This window comes from Streptomyces coelicoflavus, assembly GCF_045041415.1.
GTDB lineage: Bacteria > Actinomycetota > Actinomycetes > Streptomycetales > Streptomycetaceae > Streptomyces > Streptomyces coelicoflavus.
This window is the reverse complement of sequence record NZ_CP108218.1, coordinates 3,932,889-3,949,390: the sequence shown is the minus strand read 5'-3', so window position 1 is coordinate 3,949,390 and position 16,502 is coordinate 3,932,889. Positions and strand designations below refer to the sequence as shown.

General features: G+C 72.8%; 17 protein-coding genes. 11 read left to right on the top strand and 6 right to left on the bottom strand.

All coding sequences use genetic code 11. The annotated features are described in order from the left end of the window. Positions 1-66: 66 nt before the first annotated feature. From OHA99_RS17360 to OHA99_RS17335, 6 genes are read left to right on the top strand one after another with little or no spacing between them, the layout of a single operon-like run. Positions 67-1,056 carry an alpha/beta hydrolase gene (locus tag OHA99_RS17360; protein WP_405696546.1) on the top strand — a complete coding sequence of 330 codons (990 nt, stop codon included), beginning with the start codon at positions 67-69 and terminating at the stop codon, positions 1,054-1,056. Further along, on the top strand, positions 1,049-2,275 hold the full coding sequence (locus tag OHA99_RS17355) for an acyltransferase (protein WP_405696543.1): 1,227 nt from the start codon (positions 1,049-1,051) through the stop codon (positions 2,273-2,275). The genes OHA99_RS17360 and OHA99_RS17355 overlap by 8 nt, the downstream gene beginning before the upstream one ends. Next, positions 2,268-3,713: a sensor histidine kinase gene (locus OHA99_RS17350; RefSeq protein ID WP_405696540.1), complete on the top strand. Its 1,446-nt coding sequence runs from the start codon at positions 2,268-2,270 to the stop codon at positions 3,711-3,713. The genes OHA99_RS17355 and OHA99_RS17350 overlap by 8 nt, the downstream gene beginning before the upstream one ends. After that, positions 3,710-4,396, top strand: a complete 687-nt coding sequence (locus tag OHA99_RS17345) for a response regulator transcription factor (RefSeq protein ID WP_031085127.1) — start codon at positions 3,710-3,712, stop codon at positions 4,394-4,396. Before OHA99_RS17350 ends, OHA99_RS17345 begins: the two co-directional genes overlap by 4 nt. A 13-nt stretch (positions 4,397-4,409) precedes the next feature. After that, positions 4,410-5,834 (top strand): sensor histidine kinase, encoded by a 1,425-nt coding sequence (locus OHA99_RS17340; RefSeq protein ID WP_405696536.1) that lies wholly within the window; start codon positions 4,410-4,412, stop codon positions 5,832-5,834. Continuing rightward, the gene (locus OHA99_RS17335; protein ID WP_153178741.1) at positions 5,831-6,496 is read left to right on the top strand and encodes a response regulator transcription factor; all 666 of its coding nucleotides are present in this window, start codon (positions 5,831-5,833) and stop codon (positions 6,494-6,496) included. Before OHA99_RS17340 ends, OHA99_RS17335 begins: the two co-directional genes overlap by 4 nt. On the opposite strand, the gene OHA99_RS17330 is transcribed toward OHA99_RS17335, so the two are convergent. Next, positions 6,466-6,903, bottom strand: coding sequence for an ATP-binding protein (locus OHA99_RS17330; protein WP_153178740.1), 438 nt, complete (start codon positions 6,901-6,903; stop codon positions 6,466-6,468). The genes OHA99_RS17335 and OHA99_RS17330 overlap by 31 nt on opposite strands. Before the next feature lie 242 nt (positions 6,904-7,145). Between OHA99_RS17330 and OHA99_RS17325 the strand changes: the two genes are divergently transcribed. Together OHA99_RS17325 and OHA99_RS17320 are read left to right on the top strand one after the other, a co-directional pair. Further along, the gene (locus tag OHA99_RS17325; protein ID WP_153178739.1) at positions 7,146-7,997 is read left to right on the top strand and encodes a helix-turn-helix transcriptional regulator; all 852 of its coding nucleotides are present in this window, start codon (positions 7,146-7,148) and stop codon (positions 7,995-7,997) included. Then, positions 7,997-8,200: a DUF397 domain-containing protein gene (locus tag OHA99_RS17320; RefSeq protein ID WP_153178738.1), complete on the top strand. Its 204-nt coding sequence runs from the start codon at positions 7,997-7,999 to the stop codon at positions 8,198-8,200. The genes OHA99_RS17325 and OHA99_RS17320 overlap by 1 nt, the downstream gene beginning before the upstream one ends. Here the strand turns inward: OHA99_RS17320 and OHA99_RS17315 are convergent. Together OHA99_RS17315 and OHA99_RS17310 are read right to left on the bottom strand one after the other, a co-directional pair. Next, a complete protein-coding gene (locus tag OHA99_RS17315; RefSeq protein ID WP_153178737.1) occupies positions 8,190-8,852 on the bottom strand; it encodes a response regulator transcription factor in 663 nt (220 codons plus the stop codon). The genes OHA99_RS17320 and OHA99_RS17315 overlap by 11 nt on opposite strands. After that, a complete protein-coding gene (locus OHA99_RS17310; protein ID WP_153178736.1) occupies positions 8,849-10,093 on the bottom strand; it encodes a sensor histidine kinase in 1,245 nt (414 codons plus the stop codon). The genes OHA99_RS17315 and OHA99_RS17310 overlap by 4 nt, the downstream gene beginning before the upstream one ends. Positions 10,094-10,238: 145 nt before the next feature. Between OHA99_RS17310 and OHA99_RS17305 the strand changes: the two genes are divergently transcribed. From OHA99_RS17305 to OHA99_RS17295, 3 genes are all read left to right on the top strand, one after another. After that, the gene (locus tag OHA99_RS17305) at positions 10,239-10,634 is read left to right on the top strand and encodes a DUF4190 domain-containing protein (protein WP_228126158.1); all 396 of its coding nucleotides are present in this window, start codon (positions 10,239-10,241) and stop codon (positions 10,632-10,634) included. A gap of 90 nt (positions 10,635-10,724) precedes the next feature. Continuing rightward, positions 10,725-12,254: an alpha/beta hydrolase gene (locus OHA99_RS17300; RefSeq protein ID WP_153181845.1), complete on the top strand. Its 1,530-nt coding sequence runs from the start codon at positions 10,725-10,727 to the stop codon at positions 12,252-12,254. Between the two features lie 155 nt (positions 12,255-12,409). After that, positions 12,410-13,648, top strand: coding sequence for a cytochrome P450 (locus OHA99_RS17295; RefSeq protein ID WP_405696529.1), 1,239 nt, complete (start codon positions 12,410-12,412; stop codon positions 13,646-13,648). On the opposite strand, the gene OHA99_RS17290 is transcribed toward OHA99_RS17295, so the two are convergent. The 3 genes from OHA99_RS17290 to OHA99_RS17280 are packed head-to-tail and all read right to left on the bottom strand — an operon-like array spanning position 13,631 to position 16,482. Then, positions 13,631-13,897: a hypothetical protein gene (locus OHA99_RS17290; RefSeq protein WP_087790134.1), complete on the bottom strand. Its 267-nt coding sequence runs from the start codon at positions 13,895-13,897 to the stop codon at positions 13,631-13,633. The genes OHA99_RS17295 and OHA99_RS17290 overlap by 18 nt on opposite strands. Before the next feature lie 39 nt (positions 13,898-13,936). After that, the gene (locus OHA99_RS17285) at positions 13,937-15,559 is read right to left on the bottom strand and encodes an ABC transporter permease (RefSeq protein WP_405696527.1); all 1,623 of its coding nucleotides are present in this window, start codon (positions 15,557-15,559) and stop codon (positions 13,937-13,939) included. Beyond that, positions 15,556-16,482: an ABC transporter ATP-binding protein gene (locus tag OHA99_RS17280; protein ID WP_153178733.1), complete on the bottom strand. Its 927-nt coding sequence runs from the start codon at positions 16,480-16,482 to the stop codon at positions 15,556-15,558. The genes OHA99_RS17285 and OHA99_RS17280 overlap by 4 nt, the downstream gene beginning before the upstream one ends. Positions 16,483-16,502 lie beyond the last annotated feature (20 nt).

Below are 16,502 nucleotides of genomic sequence, written 5' to 3'. Positions count from 1 at the left end.
CCGGCCCGATTCATAACTTCCCCTTCAGACACGCCCGATGTCCGGGCGGTCCGGAGGGGAGAGGCCATGGGGCCGGGGACGACGGTACGTTGGCGGCGGCGGGTGCGCGGATGGCGCCGTGCCGGTTGCGCCGCCCTCATCACCGGCGCCGTGGTGCTGCCCCTCTCCGGCGCCGCACGGCCCACGATTCCCGCCCCCGCGCCTGCCGTCGTGGCCGCCCCGACGGCCGCCACACTGGACGACACCTATGCCGCCCACCGGGCCAACGCGGCCCAGGCGTCCCGCATGGCCGCCGACCACGGCGACCGGCACCGCGCGGCGGCGGACCGTGCGATGGCCGGCCCGTCCCGGCACCTCCTCGCCTTCGACGGCCGGGGCGCGGGACTGGTCACCGAGGTCTTCGGCGACCTGGCGCACGCCGACCGTGTCGCCGTGCTGGTCCCGGGCTCCGACACCGGCATGGACACGTACGGCCGCTTTCGCGCCGCCGCCCTCGCCCTGCACCGGCAGCTCGTCGCCTCGGCTCCCGCGGGGACGCGCACCGCCGTCGTGGCCTGGCTGGGCTACGAGACACCGGGCACCGTCAGCACCACCGTCGCCACGACCGACCGCGCCGACGGGGCCGCCCCCGGGCTGCGCCACCTGGTCGACGACCTGCGCCGGATCACCGGCTCCGGCGCCCGCATCGCCCTCCTCTGCCACTCCTACGGCTCGGTGGTGTGCGCCCGCGCGGCCGACGGCCTGGACGTCGCCGACATCGCCCTGGTCGGCAGCCCCGGCACCGGCGCGGACACCGCCGCCGGCCTGGGCTCCGACGCCCGGATATGGGCGGGCCGGGGCGCCGACGACTGGGTGGAGCACGTGCCGCACGTCAGCGCCGACCTGTTCGGCACCACCGTCGGCTTCGGCACCGACCCGGTCTCCCCGGACTTCGGCGCCCGGGTCTTCGACGCCGGCGACGGCGGCCACAGCGACTACTTCGACACCGGCTCCCGCTCCCTGGCGAACCTGACCCGGATCGCCCTGGGCGAGACCACGGAGGTGACCCATGCCTGACCTTGCCCCGACCTCGACCGTCATACCGTCGTTCGCGCGCGGCACCCTGCGCGAGGCCGCCGACCGTATCGACGCGGCCACTCCCAAGGACCGGGACCGGGCCGTGGACGCCCTGCGCGCCCTTGCCATCCTCGGGGTGGTCCTCGGGCACTGGCTGGTGACGGCCCTGGTCGCCGACGGCGGCAGCCTGCACTCGGCCAGCCCGCTGGGGGACATGCCCTGGCTGGCCCCGGTCTCCTGGGCCTTCCAGACCCTCGCCGTGTTCTTCCTGGTCGGCGGCCATGTCGCCACGCGTGGATACGCGTCGGCCCGGGCTCGCGGCGAGTCCTACGGCCGCTGGCTGAGCGCCCGGCTGTCCCGGCTCTTCCGCCCTGTCCTGGCCGTCCTCGCCCTGTGGACGGTGACGGCGGCGCTGCTCCTGCTCACGGGCGCGGACTTCGTGACCGTCCACACCCTGGTGAAGCTGGCGCTGTCCCCGATGTGGTTCCTGCTGGTCTTTGCCGCGCTGACCGCCGCGACGCCGTTGCTGACCCGGCTGCATCCGCTGTGGCCGCTGGTCGTCGTCCTCCACATGGACCTGCTGCGCTTCGGTTTCGGCGCCCCGTCCTGGCTGGGCTGGGTCAACCTCGCGGCCGGCTGGCTCGTCCCCTACGCCCTCGGCGCCGCCTGGACCCGGGGCGAACTCGACCGACCTCGCGCAGGCTGGATCCTGCTGACCGGCGGCACGGCGGCCACCGCGGCACTCGTCGCCTGGGCGGGCTACCCGGCGTCGATGGTCGGGGTCCCCGGCGCGTCGGTGTCGAACCTCAACCCGTCGACCCTGGCCGCCGTCACCTTCGGCCTGGCCCAGTGCGGGCTCGCCCTGCTGCTGCGGGACCGGCTGCGCCGTGCGACGCGGCGTCCCGTGGCCTGGGCGGCGGTCGCGCTGGTCAACCTCTCCGCGATGACGATCTTCCTCTGGCACCAGACGGCGCTGATGGCGACCACGGCCACCGGACTCCTCGCGGGCCGTCTGCCCGGCCTGCACACGCGTCCCGACGGCCTGGACTGGGTCGCGGCCCGGCTCGCCTGGCTCCCCGTGTTCGCGCTGGTCCTGGCCGGCTGCTGGGCCACGTTCCGCTCCTGCGAGCAGCGCGGCCGGGGACGGCGGCACACCCGGGTCGTGCACACCCACCGTCCGCAGCGCCGGGCGACCGGGGCGGGTGCACGCCATGTCTAGGGTGGATCCCGTGACGCGATGGGGGAAACGGCAGGTGGTCCGGTCACGGGTCCGGGCCGGACGCGTGCTGCGCGTGCTGCACGACGACCTGTGGGCGTGGCGCGCCGATCCGCTGCCCGCGTCGGTGTGGCTGCGCTGGGTCCCGCACGGGGTGGTGTGCCTGGCGGCGCTCGGGGTGTTGTTCGGGGACGCCGCCCAGCTCAACGAGCACAGCAAGCTGGCGCCGGAGTTCGCGTTCCTGATCGCGCTGGGTCAGGCGTCCGCGATGGTGCTCGCACTGTGGCGGCCGCTCCCGGCCTGGTGGCTGTCGACGGCGGCCGCCGTGGTTGGAGCCCTCGCGGTGCGAATGGACGCCGAGGACTACAAGTTCACCTGGCCATGGACCGCGGCCGGGCTCATCGGTCACATGTTCGTGATGTTGCTGCTCGCTCTGCGGGTGCGCACACGGGTGGCGGTGGAGGCCTTCGGCCTGAGCGCGCTGGTCACCTACGTCCTCGAGGGACTGATAGGCGCGCGGAACTACCAGCCCACCGGCTGGCTGGCGGTCGCGCTGTACGCGGTCGTCGTCCTTCTCGGCATCGCCCTGCGCGGCCGCAGGGAAGCCCGCACGCAGTTGGCGGAGCAGACCACGCTCACCGCCGAGGAGAGGGCCCGGCGCACCCTGCTCGAGGAGCGCGGCCGCATCGCGCGCGAGCTGCACGACGTCGTCGCCCACCACATGTCGGTGATCTCCATCCAGGCCCAGGTCGCGCCCCTCCTCGTCGAGAACCCGTCGGACGAGCTGAAGGAGAACCTCGCCGGCATCCGGCAGAACGCCGTGGAGGCGCTCACCGAGCTGCGCCGGGTGCTGGGCGTGCTGCGCGCCGAGCATCCGGACGTGCCGGTGGCCCCCGAGGCGGGCGACGGTGCCGCGCCGCACGCCCCGCAGCCGACCCTCGACCGGCTCGACGCGCTGGTGGACAACATCAGGGCCGCCGGCCTGATCGTCACCACCGGCAGCAGCGGCACGCGCCGACCGCTGCCGCCCGGCGTGGAGCTGTCGGCGTACCGGATCGTGCAGGAGGCGCTCAGCAACGTGTTGCGGCACGCGCCGGGCGCGACGGCCCGGGTCCACCTCGTCCACCTTCCGATCGGGCTGCGCGTGGAGGTCACCAACACCCGGCCGAAGCTTGCCCCGGCGCCGTCGCAGGGGGCTGGGCACGGGCTGCTCGGCATGCGGGAGCGGGTGGCGATGCTCGACGGCACGCTGACGGCCCAGCCGATGCCGGACGGCGGGTATCAGGTGGCGGCGTTCCTGCCGGCCGACGGCCCCGACCTGCCCGCCGGGCCCTTCACCGACCCTCCTGCCGACCCGTCCCCCCACCCTTCCGCCGACCCGTCCCCCCGCCCTTCCGCCGCCCCATCCGCCGACGCTTCCACCGAGGACGACACCCCATGACGACCAGCAGCAACGGCCGCGTGATCCGCGTGCTGATCGCCGACGACCAGCAGATGGTCCGGCAGGGGTTCACCGTGCTGCTCAACACCCAGCCCGACATCGAGGTGATCGGGCAGGCGGTGGACGGCCTGGACGCGGTGGCCAAGGTCGCCGAGCTGGCCCCGGAGGTCGTCCTGATGGACATCCGCATGCCGGAGCTGGGCGGTATCGAGGCCACCCGGCGCATCACCGGGGCCACTCCGGAGATCAGGGTGCTGGTGCTGACCACCTTCGACCTCGACGAGTACGTGTACGAGGCGCTGCGGGCCGGGGCCTCCGGCTTCCTCCTCAAGGACGCCTCCGCCGACCAGCTCGCCGAGGCGGTCCGGGTCGTCGCCGCCGGTGACGCCCTGCTCGCGCCGGGGATCACGCGGCGGCTGATCGCCGAGTTCTCCCGGCTGGACGACCGCCCGCGGGCCCCGCTGAAGGCCCGCGTCGGCGAGCTGACCGAGCGGGAGACGGAGGTGCTCGCCCTGATCGCGCAGGGCCTGTCGAACGCGGAGATCGCCCAGCGTCTGGTGGTCGCCGAGCAGACGGTGAAGACCCATGTCGGCAGGATCCTGGTGAAGCTGGGCCTCAGGGACCGCACACAGGCGGCGGTGTTCGCGTACGAGTCGGGCCTGGTGCGCCCCGCGGGCTACTGAGGAGCGACGCGCAGTGGCCCCCGTAGTACTTGAGACGGACGCTGGAGAACCCCTCTCCACGGGGACGACCGGCCACTCCCGGTCGGCCTACCGTGTGAGCGTGACCGAGACGACTCACCAGCAGCACGAGGGCGGGACCCGCAGCCAGGAGTACCGGCTGGCCCGGACCTCCCTGCGGGGACTGCGCCAGGATCTGTTCCACGACCCCTTTGCCTACCGCCGCCTGCCGCCCCGGCACACGGACGGCCCGTTCGTCCGTCGGCTGCCCGGCAGGCTGCGGACGGACGCGCAGTACCTTCCGCACGCGGTGGTGGGGGTGATCGCGTTCATCGCGTTCGTCGTCGGCTCGGTCTCGGGGAACCTGCCCGGGGGTGACGCACCGGCCCTGCTGACCGGCATTCTGTGCGCCCTTCCGGTGCTCGCCACGCTGGTGCGGCCGATCGGCGCGTTCTGGCTGTCCCTCGCCGTGACGCCGCTGGTCGCGCTCATCAACGGCGCCGGGTGGGACTGGCCCTGGATGCCGGGCGCGTTCATCTGCCACCTCGCGGTACTGATCATCGTGGCGCTGCGCACCCGGCCCCGCACCGCTGTGTGGATGTGGGCCCTGACATGCGTGTACGCCTTCGTGTCGGACGTCTTCTTCGGCGGGTCGTACTACTACACGAACAGCGGGCCGATGATGGTGACGTCGGCGTTCGCCCTGCTCGTGGTCTGTCTCTGGCACATACGGCAGACCGCCCGCAAGGAGGTGACCGCCCAGCAGACGGTCACGGCGCACGAACGCTCCCGCCGCACCCTGCTGGAGGAGCGCACGACCATCGCCCGCGAGCTGCACGACGTGGTCGCACACCACATGTCGGTGGTCGCCATCCAGGCGGAGGCCGCGCCCTACCGCGTGGAGAATCCGCCGGAGGAGCTGGAGCGCGCCTTCGCCACCATCCGGGAGAACGCGGTGGCGGCCCTCACCGAGCTGCGTCGTGTCCTGGGAGTCGTCCGCGCCGAGGACTACGAGGCGCCGGACGCCCCGCAGCCGACGCTCGCCGACCTGGACGCCCTGCTCGCCAATGTGCGGGAGGCGGGCCTGGCCGTGGACAAGGCGGTGACCGGCGCGGTGCGCGAGCTGCCGCCCGGGGTGGAGCTGTCGGCGTACCGGATCGTGCAGGAGGCGCTGAGCAACAGCCTGCGCCACGCACCCGGCGCGACGGCCCGCGTCGAGGTCTCGTACGTCCTGGGCGGCCTGGGCCTGCGCGTGGTCAACACCGCGATTCCGCCGAACACCCTGGTCAAGCCGTCGCCCGGCGCCGGCCACGGCATCACCGGCATGCGCGAACGCGTCTCGATGCTGAACGGCGGGATCACGGCGGCGCCGACGGACGACGGAGGGTACGAGGTGACGGTGTTCCTGCCGGTCACGGTGCAGACCGAGGACGAGGCATGACGATCCGCGTACTGATCGCCGACGACCAGATGATGGTGCGCGAGGGCTTCTCGGTCCTGCTGAACGCGATGCCGGACATCGAGGTCGCCGGCGAGGCGGTCAACGGCCGGGAGGCGGTGACGAAGGTCCGCGAGCTCGCACCGGACGTCGTCCTGATGGACATCCGCATGCCCGAGCTGAACGGCATCGAGGCGACGCGGGAGATCGTGGCGGCGGACACCACGTCCAAGGTGCTGGTCCTCACCACCTTCGACCTCGACGAGTACGTGTACCAGGCACTGCGCGCGGGCGCGTCCGGCTTCCTCCTCAAGGACGCCTCGGCCCGCCAGCTCGCGGACGGTGTCCGGGTGGTGGCGTCCGGGGAAGCCCTCCTCGCTCCCACGGTCACCAAACGCCTGATCACCGAGTTCTCCAAGCTCTCCGACGCCCCGCGCCTGATGTCCTCGGCCCAGGCGGCCTACGGCGACCTGACCGAGCGCGAGACGGAGGTCCTGGTCCTGATCGCCCAGGGCCTGTCCAACTCGGAGATCGCCGAACGCCTGGTGGTCGCCGAGTCGACGATCAAGACCCACGTCAGCCGCATCCTGGTGAAGCTGGGCCTGCGCGACCGCACTCAGGCGGCGGTCTTCGCCTACGAGGCGCGGTTGGTGACCCCGGGCTGACCGGCACCGACCTCGCACCACACGTACTTGCCCCGGTTGCCGAACCGGGAGAGCGGCTGCCAGCCCCACAGGTCGGAGCAGGCTTTGACGAGGGCGAGCCCCCGGCCGCTCTCGTCGCCGGTTACGTCCGCCAACCGGGCGGGAGCGTCGGGCGGTTCGGGATCCGCGTCCCACGCGCCGATCCGTAGCGTCGCCGGCGGCGACCAGCGCACCCGCAGTGCGGCGGGCCCCTTGGTGTGCAGCACGGCATTGCCGATCAGCTCCGCCGCGAGGAGCTCCGCGACGTCGACGAGGCGGATCAGTCCGTGCATGGTGAGGATCAGGCGCAGGGTGCGCCGACTGACGGTGACTGCGCGCGGGTCGTTGGGGATGTACAGGGAGTATTCCCAGGACCCGTCTTCGGGCATGCGGCAACTCCGTTCGGGTGAGGGAAGGGTGAGGTGAGAGAGGGTGCGGCCTTCCGGGCGGTGTCCATGCCGCATCCGTCATGGCAGGACAGTGCGGTGCGCTTCCGGTACCCCGGCGTTCCGCAGCGTGTGCGTCGCGTCACCGACGGTATTTCCTATGCTTAGGAAAGTGCAACCCGTTGAAGTATTCTGGCGCTCGAAAGAGGTAGGCCCGCAGGGAAGTTGGAGCGAGGAGGCGCCGGTTGCCGCCGAAGAGACACCTCACGGCGCGAAGGGCGAGGTTGGGCGCCGAGCTGAGAAAGTTGCGCGAAGCGACAGGCCTTACGGCTAAGGAAGCCGCACAGCTGTTGGAAGCTGACGCTGTTCAGATGAGCCAGATCGAGTCCGGCACCGTAGGGGTGAGCGCCAAGCGCCTGCGCCGCCTCGCCGCCAACTACGCCTGCACGGACTCGGCATTGATCGAGTCACTCGTCGCGGTGGCGACCGACCGTACACGCGGCTGGTGGGAGGAGTACCGAGGCGTGCTTCCTTCAGTGTTCCTGGATGGCGCCGAAGCCGAGCACCATGCGGCGTTCTTGCGCGAGGTTGTGATCCACTACGTTCCAGGGCTGTTGCAGACCGCCGACTATGCCCGCTCGGTGTTCACGTACACGCGCCCCGAGCTGACCGAGAACGATGTGGCCCTGCGCGTGCGGCACCGGATGGAGCGTCGGGCCGTCATCGAGCGGGAAACTCCGACTCCGTACGAGACGATCGTGCATGAGTTCGCTCTGCGTGTGATGGTGGCCGACCGTCGGGCATCGCTCACTCAACTGCGCTTCATTCTCGACAAGATCGAGGCAGGGCAGGCCGCGGTGCGCGTCATCCCGATCGAGCGCGAAGGCTTCGCCGGTGCCGGAGCCTCCATGCTGTACTTGGGGGGTCCGGTGCCTCAGTTGGACACAGCGCTTCGGGACGCTCCCACCGGCGCTGCGTACATCGATGCGCAGCCTCAGCTGGAACAGCTTCGGACGCTGCTCCGGAGAGTGCAGGCGGCGTCGTTGGACGCCGCCGCGTCGCGCGACTTCATTCACCGTCTGACGAAGGAGCTGTAATGCACTGGCGAAAGTCCAGCCACTCCGGCGGCGGCGACGGCGACGCCTGCGTCGAGATTGCCGAACTGCCCGTCGGGGTCGCCATCCGCGACTCCAAGGCTCCCACCCGCGCCACCCTCTCAGTCCCCGCCGCTTCCTTCGTCGCCTTCGTCGAAGGGGTGAAGGGCGACGGGGAGGCGGGGACCGGCGGCGTCAGCCGGTGAAGCCCGGCATCACCAGGCCGGATTCGTAGGCGATCACCACCGCGTGGGTCCGGTTCTGCGCGCCGAGCTTGCTCAGGACGTTCCCGACGTGGGTCTTCACGGTCTCCAGACTCACCGTGAGCGCCTGTGCGATCTCGGGGTTGGACCGGCCCGTGGCCATCAGCCGCAGTACCGCCTCCTCGCGCTCCGTCAGGGATGTTGCCGGCAACGCCTCGGCCGGGCTCAGGGGGCGGGCGGTGACCATCCGGCGCAGGGCCGCCGGGAAGAGGATCGCCTCCCCCGCGGCCACGATCCGCACCGCCTCCGCGATCTGCGGAACCGGGCGCCGTTTGAGGACGAACCCGCTGGCTCCGGCGCTGAGCGCGGCGGTGACGTAGCCGTCGTTCTCGAAGGTGGTGATCACCACGACCTTCGGCGGGTCGAGGGACTCGGCGAGGAGTTGCCGGGTGGCTTCGATCCCGTTGCGGCGCGGCATGCGCACGTCCATCAGGACGACGTCCGGTCGCAGCCGCTGTGCCTGCTCGACGGCCTCCACTCCGTCGGCGGCCTCCCCGGCGACCGAGATACCCGGCTGCGCCGCCAGCAGGGTGCACAGCCCACTCCGGGTCACCGCGTCGTCGTCCGCGACCAGCAGGGTGACGGGGCCGGTCATGCCGACAGCCGTACCGGCAGGCGGACCGCCAGTCGCCAGTGCTCCGTACCGTCGGGGCCGGCGTCGAACTCGCCGTGCAGCAGCCGTACGCGCTCGGCGAGGCCGCGCAGTCCGTGCCCGGAGGTCGGGAAGACGCCTCGGTCCGCGTCCGGGCCGGTACCGGTCCGTCGGCCGGTCCGGTTGACCACACCGAGCCGCAGCCCGTCCTGCGCGGCCGCGACGTCGACCTCGACCCGGATCGGACCACCGTCCCCGTGTCGCAGCGCGTTCGTCAGCCCCTCCTGGAGGATCCGGTAGGCCGCCCGGGACAGCGTGCCCGGCACCTGGGCCAGGTCGCCGGTCAGGTCCGTCTCGATCACGGCGCCCGTGTGCCGCAACCGGCCGAGCAGTTCGGGCAGTTCGGCCAGCGTCCGGACGGGCGCCGTCTCCGCCCGCTCGTCGCGCAGTACGCCCAGTACGTGGTCCAGGTCCTCCAGCGCGGCCCGGGTCGACTCCTCGATGCTGCGCAGCGCGGACCGGGCCGCCACCGGGTCGGCGGCGAGCACCTCGCCCGCCACCGCCGCCTGGATCGTGGCCGCCGTCAACGTGTGTCCGATGGAGTCGTGCAACTCGTGGGCCAGCCGGTTGCGTTCGGCCAGTCGCCGCTCCCGTTCGGCCGCCAGCGCGAGCCGCTCGGCGGCCGACGGTCCCAGCAGCCGCGGGGCCAGCCACCGCAGCGCGCCCGACACCGCGACGCACACCAGCAGTGCCAGCAGGACGCAGGCGACCGCCCCCACCCAGCTCTGCCAGCCGGGCTCCGGCCGCAGCGTCCGGTCGAACAGAACGATCTCCCTGTCGCCGCCCGTCCCGGGCTGGGGGAGGGCCAGGCCGGTGAGGAGCAGGACGCCGCCCGCCAGTGTCCCCGTCCACCCGAACGCGACGTGCAGCAGCAGCCAGGCAGGGGTGCGCAGGCGGTCGGACCGGGTCGGCGACGCGGGGTTCGGCAGGCGCACCTTCAGGAGGCGGCGGGCGGACGCGGTCAGGACCCGCCGGGTGACGGGGACGAACCCGACCGCGGTGATCAGCGCGGCCCAGATCAGCAGGACCAGACCGGCCCGCACTCCGTACGGAGCGGAACGCCATGCCAGAGCGGGGAGCACGGCGAGCGGAAGCAGCGGGGCGCTCGCCATCGCGCCGAGGAGGGCGAGCAGCGCGCCCGAGTACGTGGAGCCGCGCAGGAACGGCCGGAAAGCCCTGGTCATAGGGGAAGTATGGCGGGCCGGCGGGCAGCGGCCCTCCCTCGATCGGGGGAGGGCTTGTCCACGCCTTCCAGCGATGTGCCCGCGCCCCCTCCGGCTCCATGATCGTGCCCTGTCGGGCGAATCAGGCGAGTCAGGAGAACGGCGGATGAAGAGTGGAAGCAGCACGGCGACGGCACCCCGGTACACGACGACGGCCGGAGGCGCGCCCCCGGCGCGGCCTCCGGTCACCGGGGGCAGTGCGGCCACGGCGTCCCTGGTGCTGGGCGTCGTCGGCCTGTTCACCTCGGTCGTCCTGGTCGGGGGGCTGCTCGGCGCCGCGGGTGTGGTCCTGGGCTTCCTGGGTCTCAGGACGGCCGGGCGGACCGGGGCGGGCCGGAGCACGGCTGTGACCGGTGTGGTGACGTCGGTCCTCGCGCTCGTGATGTCCGTGCTCTTCGCCCTCTTCGTGGCCTGGTACGCGAACCGCACTCAGTCCTGCTACCAGCCCGACAGCCTCCATCAGTACGCGCAGTGCGTCCGCCACCACCTCGGCGGGAACTGAGCGGCGACGCGGACCGGCCCATCACCGACAAGGACGAGCATCACCGTGCGCAACACATGCAGGACACACACCGCGCGGAGCGCGCGGACCATACGCGGCAGGCGCGTGGCGTCGCTCCTGGCCGCCTGTACCGCAGCCCTCCTGGCCGCGACGCCGACACCTGCGACGGCCCATACGACGGCCCGTACGGCGGCCCATACGGCGACCGGGTCTTCCGGGGTGTCCGCCAAGGACGCCCTGCGCCGCTACACACAGCAGGAACTCCGCTGGCGGTCCTGCGACGACGCGCAGACGCCCGCGTCCTTCCGGTGCGCGACGCTTAAGGTGCCGCTGGACTACGACGACCCCGGCGGCAGGCAACTGGACGTCGTGGTGAGCCGGTCGAAGGCGAGCAGTCCGAAGGAACGCCGTGGCGTGCTGCTGTTCAACCCCGGCGGTCCGGGAGCACCGGGTCTGGGCTTTCCGGCCGCCCTGGAGACGTATCTCCCCAAGGAGGTGAAGCGACGGTACGACCTCGTCGGGTTCGACCCGAGGGGCGTCGGACGGAGCTCCCCGCTCAGCTGCGGTCTGACCGCCCGCGAGCTGGACTTCGAGCGTCCCTACCACGCCAGGACCTTCGGCAAGGACGTGCGGTGGGCGCGCACGGTGGCCGCCAAGTGCCGGGCCGAGGAGGGGGACCGGCTGCCGCACATCACCACTCGCAACACCGCGCGCGACATGGACGTCGTCCGCGCCGCCCTGGGCGAGAGCAGGATCTCCTACTTCGGGGGCTCGTACGGCACCTACCTCGGGGCCGTCTACCTGCAGATGTTCCCCCGGCGGGCCGACCGGTTCGTGCTGGACAGCGCGGCCGACCCGGCGCGGTACGGACGCGGCACGTTCCAGGGGATGGCGGAGGGTGCCGAGCCCGCCTTCGTGAGGTGGAGCCGGTGGACCGCCCGCCGGAACGCGACCTACCGCCTCGGCGCGACTCCGGCCGAGGTCCGCAGGACCTTCTGGGACATCGTCGCCCGGGCCGACCGCGAACCCCTCCTCACCGGCGACGGTCTCCTCGCGGGAGACGACATCCGGTCCGCGCGCGCCGTCTTCTTCCGGGTGCGGCAGGCCGCGGACTGGGTGGCCGGGCTGAAGAAGGCAGAGGCCGGCACCGGCACCGGCACCGTCACGCCGACGCCGGATCCCGAACTCCCCCCGGAGAACCAGATCGTCGGTCTCTGGGCGGTCATGTGCGGTGACACCGCGGCCGCCTGGCCGCACGACCCCCGGCAGTACCGGCGCGACGCCGTCCGCGACAGGGCACGGTATCCGCTGTACGGCGACTTCGCGTCCACCGTCAAACCGTGTGCGTTCTGGAAGCCCGGCAGCGAGCCGGCGACCACCGTGAGCAACGACGCCAGGGCGCTGATACTGCAGAACGAGTGGGATCCGCAGACCTCTCTGAAAGCCGCCCGGAGCATGCACCGGGCCCTGCGGGGTTCCCGGATGGTCACCGTCGTGGGGGGAGAGGGCCACGGCGTCTACGGCGCGGGGTCCTGTGCGGACGAGGTCGCCGACGCCTACCTGACCACGGGCCGGCTTCCGGCCGAGGACGTGGTCTGCCGAGCGTCGGCCGGGCGGTAGAAGGGCCGTCGCCGTCGGCCGGGCGGACGGCGCAGCCGTGGAAGGCCTCCGCCGTGGCGCTCCGGCGGGCGGCGGTGCGGCGTCGTCCCGTGCCCGGACGCGGTCCACCGCGCACGGGGTGGGCACGGGCCCGGGGTACGTCGTATCGTCCGTCCATGACGGCCGCATCCGCTGGTTCCCGTGAATCCGCCCCCGCGTTCGACCCGTGGGACCCCGCCTTCGTCGCCGACCCCTACCCCGCCTTCGCCGAGCTGCGGGCGAAGGGGCGCGTGCTCTACTACGAGCCGAGCGACCAGTGGCTGGTCCCGCACCACGGGGACGTCTCGGCGCTGCTGCGCGACCGACGCCTGGGCCGGACCTACCAGCACCGTTTCAGCCACGAGGACTTCGGCCGCACCCCGCCCCCGCCGGAGCAGGAACCCTTCCACACGCTCAACGACCACGGCATGCTCGACCTGGAGCCGCCGGACCACACCCGGATCCGGCGCCTGGTGTCGAAGGCGTTCACGCCGCGCACGGTGGAGCGGCTGAAGCCGTACGTGCACGGGCTGGCGGACGACCTGGTGGCCCGGCTGGTCGCGGCGGGCGGCGGCGACCTGCTCACCGACGTGGCCGAGCCGCTGCCGGTCGCCGTGATCGCCGAGATGCTGGGCATCCCGGAGTCCGACCGCGCCCCGCTGCGCCCCTGGTCGGCGGAGATCTGCGGGATGTACGAGCTGAACCCGTCCGAGGAGACGGCGGCGAAGGCGGTCCGGGCGTCCGTCGACTTCTCCGAGTACCTGCGCACACTCATCGCGGCCCGCCGCAAGGACCCCGGCGACGACCTGATCTCCGGTCTGATCGCGGCCCACGACGAGGACGACGACCGCCTCACCGAGCAGGAGATGATCTCGACCTGCGTCCTGCTCCTGAATGCCGGTCACGAGGCCACGGTGAACGCGACGAGCAACGGCTGGCTGGCGCTCTTCCGCCACCCCGACCAGCTGGCCGCCCTGCGCGCGGACCACTCCCTCGTCCCGTCCGCCGTGGAGGAGCTGATGCGCTACGACACCCCGCTCCAGCTCTTCGAACGCTGGGTCCTGGACGAGATCGAGATCGACGGGAGGACGATCCCGCGCGGCGCGGAGGTGGCGATGCTGTTCGGCTCGGCCAACCACGACCCGGCGGTCTTCACCGACCCGGAACGCCTCGACCTCACCCGCCGGGACAACCCGCACATCTCCTTCAGCGCCGGCATCCACTACTGCATCGGCGCCCCGCTGGCCCGCATCGAACTGGCGGCGTCCATGACGTCCCTGCTGGAGCGGGCCCCCGGCCTGCGCTTGGCGGCGGAGCCGGAACGCAGGCCGAACTTCGTGATGCGCGGCCTGACGGGGCTACGCGTGGAACTGTGACGACTCCTGGCGCCGGCGCCGTCCCAGCAGCCAGGCCCCGAGCCCCCACACCACGGCGGGCACGACGGCCCCGGCGAGGAAGACCAACGGCAGCTCGGTGAGGACGGCGCCGAAGTCCTGCCCGTTGTTCTCGAACTCGTTGCCCAGGTGCCGCTGGGTCCGCGCGGTCTGCCACCACACGACCACCGCACCCACGGCCCCGGCGAACGAGACCGCACAGCCACCACCCGTCATCGCATCCCGACTCATACCTGTCCTGACGCCTTGGCCCGTACGTTCGGTTTCGCCTCAGGTCGTCAGGTCCCGCCGCCGCAGCCCCGCCAGGCCCGCTGCGACCAGCGCCCCCGCGATCAGGAGCAGCACCAGCACCGGCGTCCAGCTCATCTCTCCGGCCGGCAGCTTCGGCAGGTGCCCGAACGGGGACACGTCCAGGACGCTCCGCGGCACGTCCAGTGCCGGTCCGACCCAGCCGAGCAGCAGCACCGCGCCCGCGACGGCCCACGCGGCGACGGCCGCCCGGGGCAGCAGCCCGTGCAGCAGCACCGCCGCCCCGCCGATCACCCAGACCGCCGGGAGCTGGACCAGGCACGCGCCCAGGATCGCCCCGAAGTCCTGCCCGTACCCGGCGGCGAAGCCGAGCCCGGCGAGCAGCATGATGAGCGCCGCGCCGCCGAAGGCGATCACCAGGTGGCCCGCCGCCCACCGCAGCCGGCCCACCGCGCCCGCGAGCACCGGTTCGGCCCGCCCGGACGTCTCCTCGCCGCTGAGCCGCAGCACCGACGCGACCACGTACAGCGCGGCGACCAGCCCGAGCATGCCGATCATCGCCGACACGAAGGCGTCGGTGACCCCGGCCTGTCCGCCCATCCGCTCGATGATGTCGCGGGCCTGCGCGTTGTCGCCGACGAGATCGGCCGCGCCCTCCGTCATCCCGCCGTAGACCGCCCCGGCGAGGAGGAAGCCGATGCTCCAGCCGAGGACGCTGCCGCGTTGCAGGCGCCAGGCCAGCGCCCCGGCCGTGCCCAGGCGCCCGGCGGCCGGTCCCGGCCGGGTGGGCAGGAAGCTCATGCCGAGGTCCCGGCGTCCGGCCAGGGCGTAGGCCACCGCCCCCTGGGCCACCGCCGCGCCGGCGACGAGCAGCAGTACCCACCACCGTTCACCGGCGAAGGCCCGCAGGTTCTCCAGCCAGCCCAGCGGCGACACCCACGTCAGCACCGACGAGCCGTCGTCCGTCGCGGAATCGCCCGCCGCGCGCAGGACGAAGGCCCCGCCGAGCACGGCCGCCGTCAGCCCCCGGGCCAGCCGGGCGCTCTCGGTCAGCTGGGCGACGATCGCCGCCGTGGTCGCGAAGAGCATCCCGACGCCCGCGACCCCGAGCCCGAGGGCCAGCGCGCCGGCCGCCCCCTGCCCGGCCAGTCCGACGGCGACCAGCAGGGCCAGGACGGCGTTGGCGACCGCCGCCGCCAGCAGTGCCGCCGTCAGTGGGGCGCGGCGGCCGACCATCCCGGAGGCGACGACCTCCTGCCGTCCGCTCTCCTCCTCGTCGCGGGTGTGCCGTACGACGATCAGCAGGCTCATCACCGCGGCGAGCGCGCCCGCGTACAGGCCGACGCGCCAGGCGGTGAGCGCGCCGAGGCTGTCGTCGAAGACCGGGCCGACCAGTGCCCGCAGCGAGGAGTTGGTCTCCATCTGCCGCATCAGGTCGGCGCGTTCGGCGGCGGTGCCGTACAGGCCCTTGAGGGTGCCCGGCATGGACAGCACCATGAGCGCGTTCACCGCGACCCAGACGGGGATCAGCACGCGGTCGCGGCGCAGGGCGAAGCGCAGCAGCGTGCCGGTCCCGGCGAGTCGGCGCGCGCCCCCGGTCCGGGCGGCGAAGGCCGTGGCGGTGGCGTCGGCGGTGGCGGTCATCGCGCCGTCACCTCCGCTCCGGACTCCGCGTCCTCGGCGTCCTCGGCCTGGTAGTGCCGCAGGAACAGCTCCTCCAGCGTCGGCGGCGTCGACGTCAGCGACCGCACGCCCGTCTCGCTCAGCGACCTGAGGACGGCGTCCAGCTTGTCCGTGTCGACCTGGAGCCGGACCCGGTGGCCCCGGACGTCGAGGTCGTGCACGCCGGGCAGGCGGGTGAGGCCGTTCGGGGCGCCCGCGAGTTCGGCGGTGACGCTGGTCCGGGTCAGGTGGCGGAGTTCGGCGAGCGAGCCGCTCTCGACGGTCCGCCCCTTGCGGATGATGCTGACCCGGTCGCACAGCTCCTCGACCTCGCTGAGGATGTGGGAGGAGAGCAGCACCGTCCGGCCGCGCTCGCGCTCCTCCTCGACGCACCGCTGGAAGACCTCCTCCATCAGCGGGTCGAGTCCGGAAGTGGGTTCGTCGAGGATCAGCAGGTCGACGTCGGAGGCGAAGGCGGCGACCAGGGCCACCTTCTGCCGGTTGCCCTTGGAGTAGGTGCGGCCCTTCTTGGTCGGGTCGAGTTCGAAGCGCTCGACCAGTTCCGCGCGCCGCCGGGTGTCCAGTCCGCCGCGCAGCCGGCCGTAGAGGTCGATGACCTCGCCGCCGGAGAGGTTGCGCCACAGCGTCACGTCGCCGGGGACGTACGCGATCCGCCGGTGCGCCTCCACCGCGTCGGCCCACGGGTCGCGGCCGAGCACCTGCGCGGCGCCGGAGTCGGCGCGCAGCAGGCCGAGCAGGACCCGGATGGTGGTGGACTTCCCGGCTCCGTTGGGCCCGAGGAACCCGTGGACCTCCCCGGTCCCGACCTCCAGGTCGAGCCCGTCCAGAGCATGCGTGCGTCCGAACGACTTGTGGAGTCCGGAGACGCTGATTGCCTTCGTCATGATTCGGAACGTACGCTACT

Bases quoted from the DNA above. Each gene is read 5' to 3' on its own strand.
- OHA99_RS17360 (WP_405696546.1), top strand. From the start codon at position 67: ATGGGGCCGGGGACGACGGTACGTTGGCGGCGGCGGGTGCGCGGATGG.
- OHA99_RS17285 (WP_405696527.1), bottom strand. From the start codon at position 15,559: ATGACCGCCACCGCCGACGCCACCGCCACGGCCTTCGCCGCCCGGACC.
- OHA99_RS17305 (WP_228126158.1), top strand. From the start codon at position 10,239: ATGAAGAGTGGAAGCAGCACGGCGACGGCACCCCGGTACACGACGACG.
- OHA99_RS17320 (WP_153178738.1), top strand. From the start codon at position 7,997: ATGCACTGGCGAAAGTCCAGCCACTCCGGCGGCGGCGACGGCGACGCC.
- OHA99_RS17310 (WP_153178736.1), bottom strand. From the start codon at position 10,093: ATGACCAGGGCTTTCCGGCCGTTCCTGCGCGGCTCCACGTACTCGGGC.
- OHA99_RS17345 (WP_031085127.1), top strand. From the start codon at position 3,710: ATGACGACCAGCAGCAACGGCCGCGTGATCCGCGTGCTGATCGCCGAC.
- OHA99_RS17295 (WP_405696529.1), top strand. From the start codon at position 12,410: ATGACGGCCGCATCCGCTGGTTCCCGTGAATCCGCCCCCGCGTTCGAC.
- OHA99_RS17280 (WP_153178733.1), bottom strand. From the start codon at position 16,482: ATGACGAAGGCAATCAGCGTCTCCGGACTCCACAAGTCGTTCGGACGC.
- OHA99_RS17315 (WP_153178737.1), bottom strand. From the start codon at position 8,852: ATGACCGGCCCCGTCACCCTGCTGGTCGCGGACGACGACGCGGTGACC.
- OHA99_RS17330 (WP_153178740.1), bottom strand. From the start codon at position 6,903: ATGCCCGAAGACGGGTCCTGGGAATACTCCCTGTACATCCCCAACGAC.
- OHA99_RS17355 (WP_405696543.1), top strand. From the start codon at position 1,049: ATGCCTGACCTTGCCCCGACCTCGACCGTCATACCGTCGTTCGCGCGC.
- OHA99_RS17335 (WP_153178741.1), top strand. From the start codon at position 5,831: ATGACGATCCGCGTACTGATCGCCGACGACCAGATGATGGTGCGCGAG.
- OHA99_RS17290 (WP_087790134.1), bottom strand. From the start codon at position 13,897: ATGAGTCGGGATGCGATGACGGGTGGTGGCTGTGCGGTCTCGTTCGCC.
- OHA99_RS17350 (WP_405696540.1), top strand. From the start codon at position 2,268: ATGTCTAGGGTGGATCCCGTGACGCGATGGGGGAAACGGCAGGTGGTC.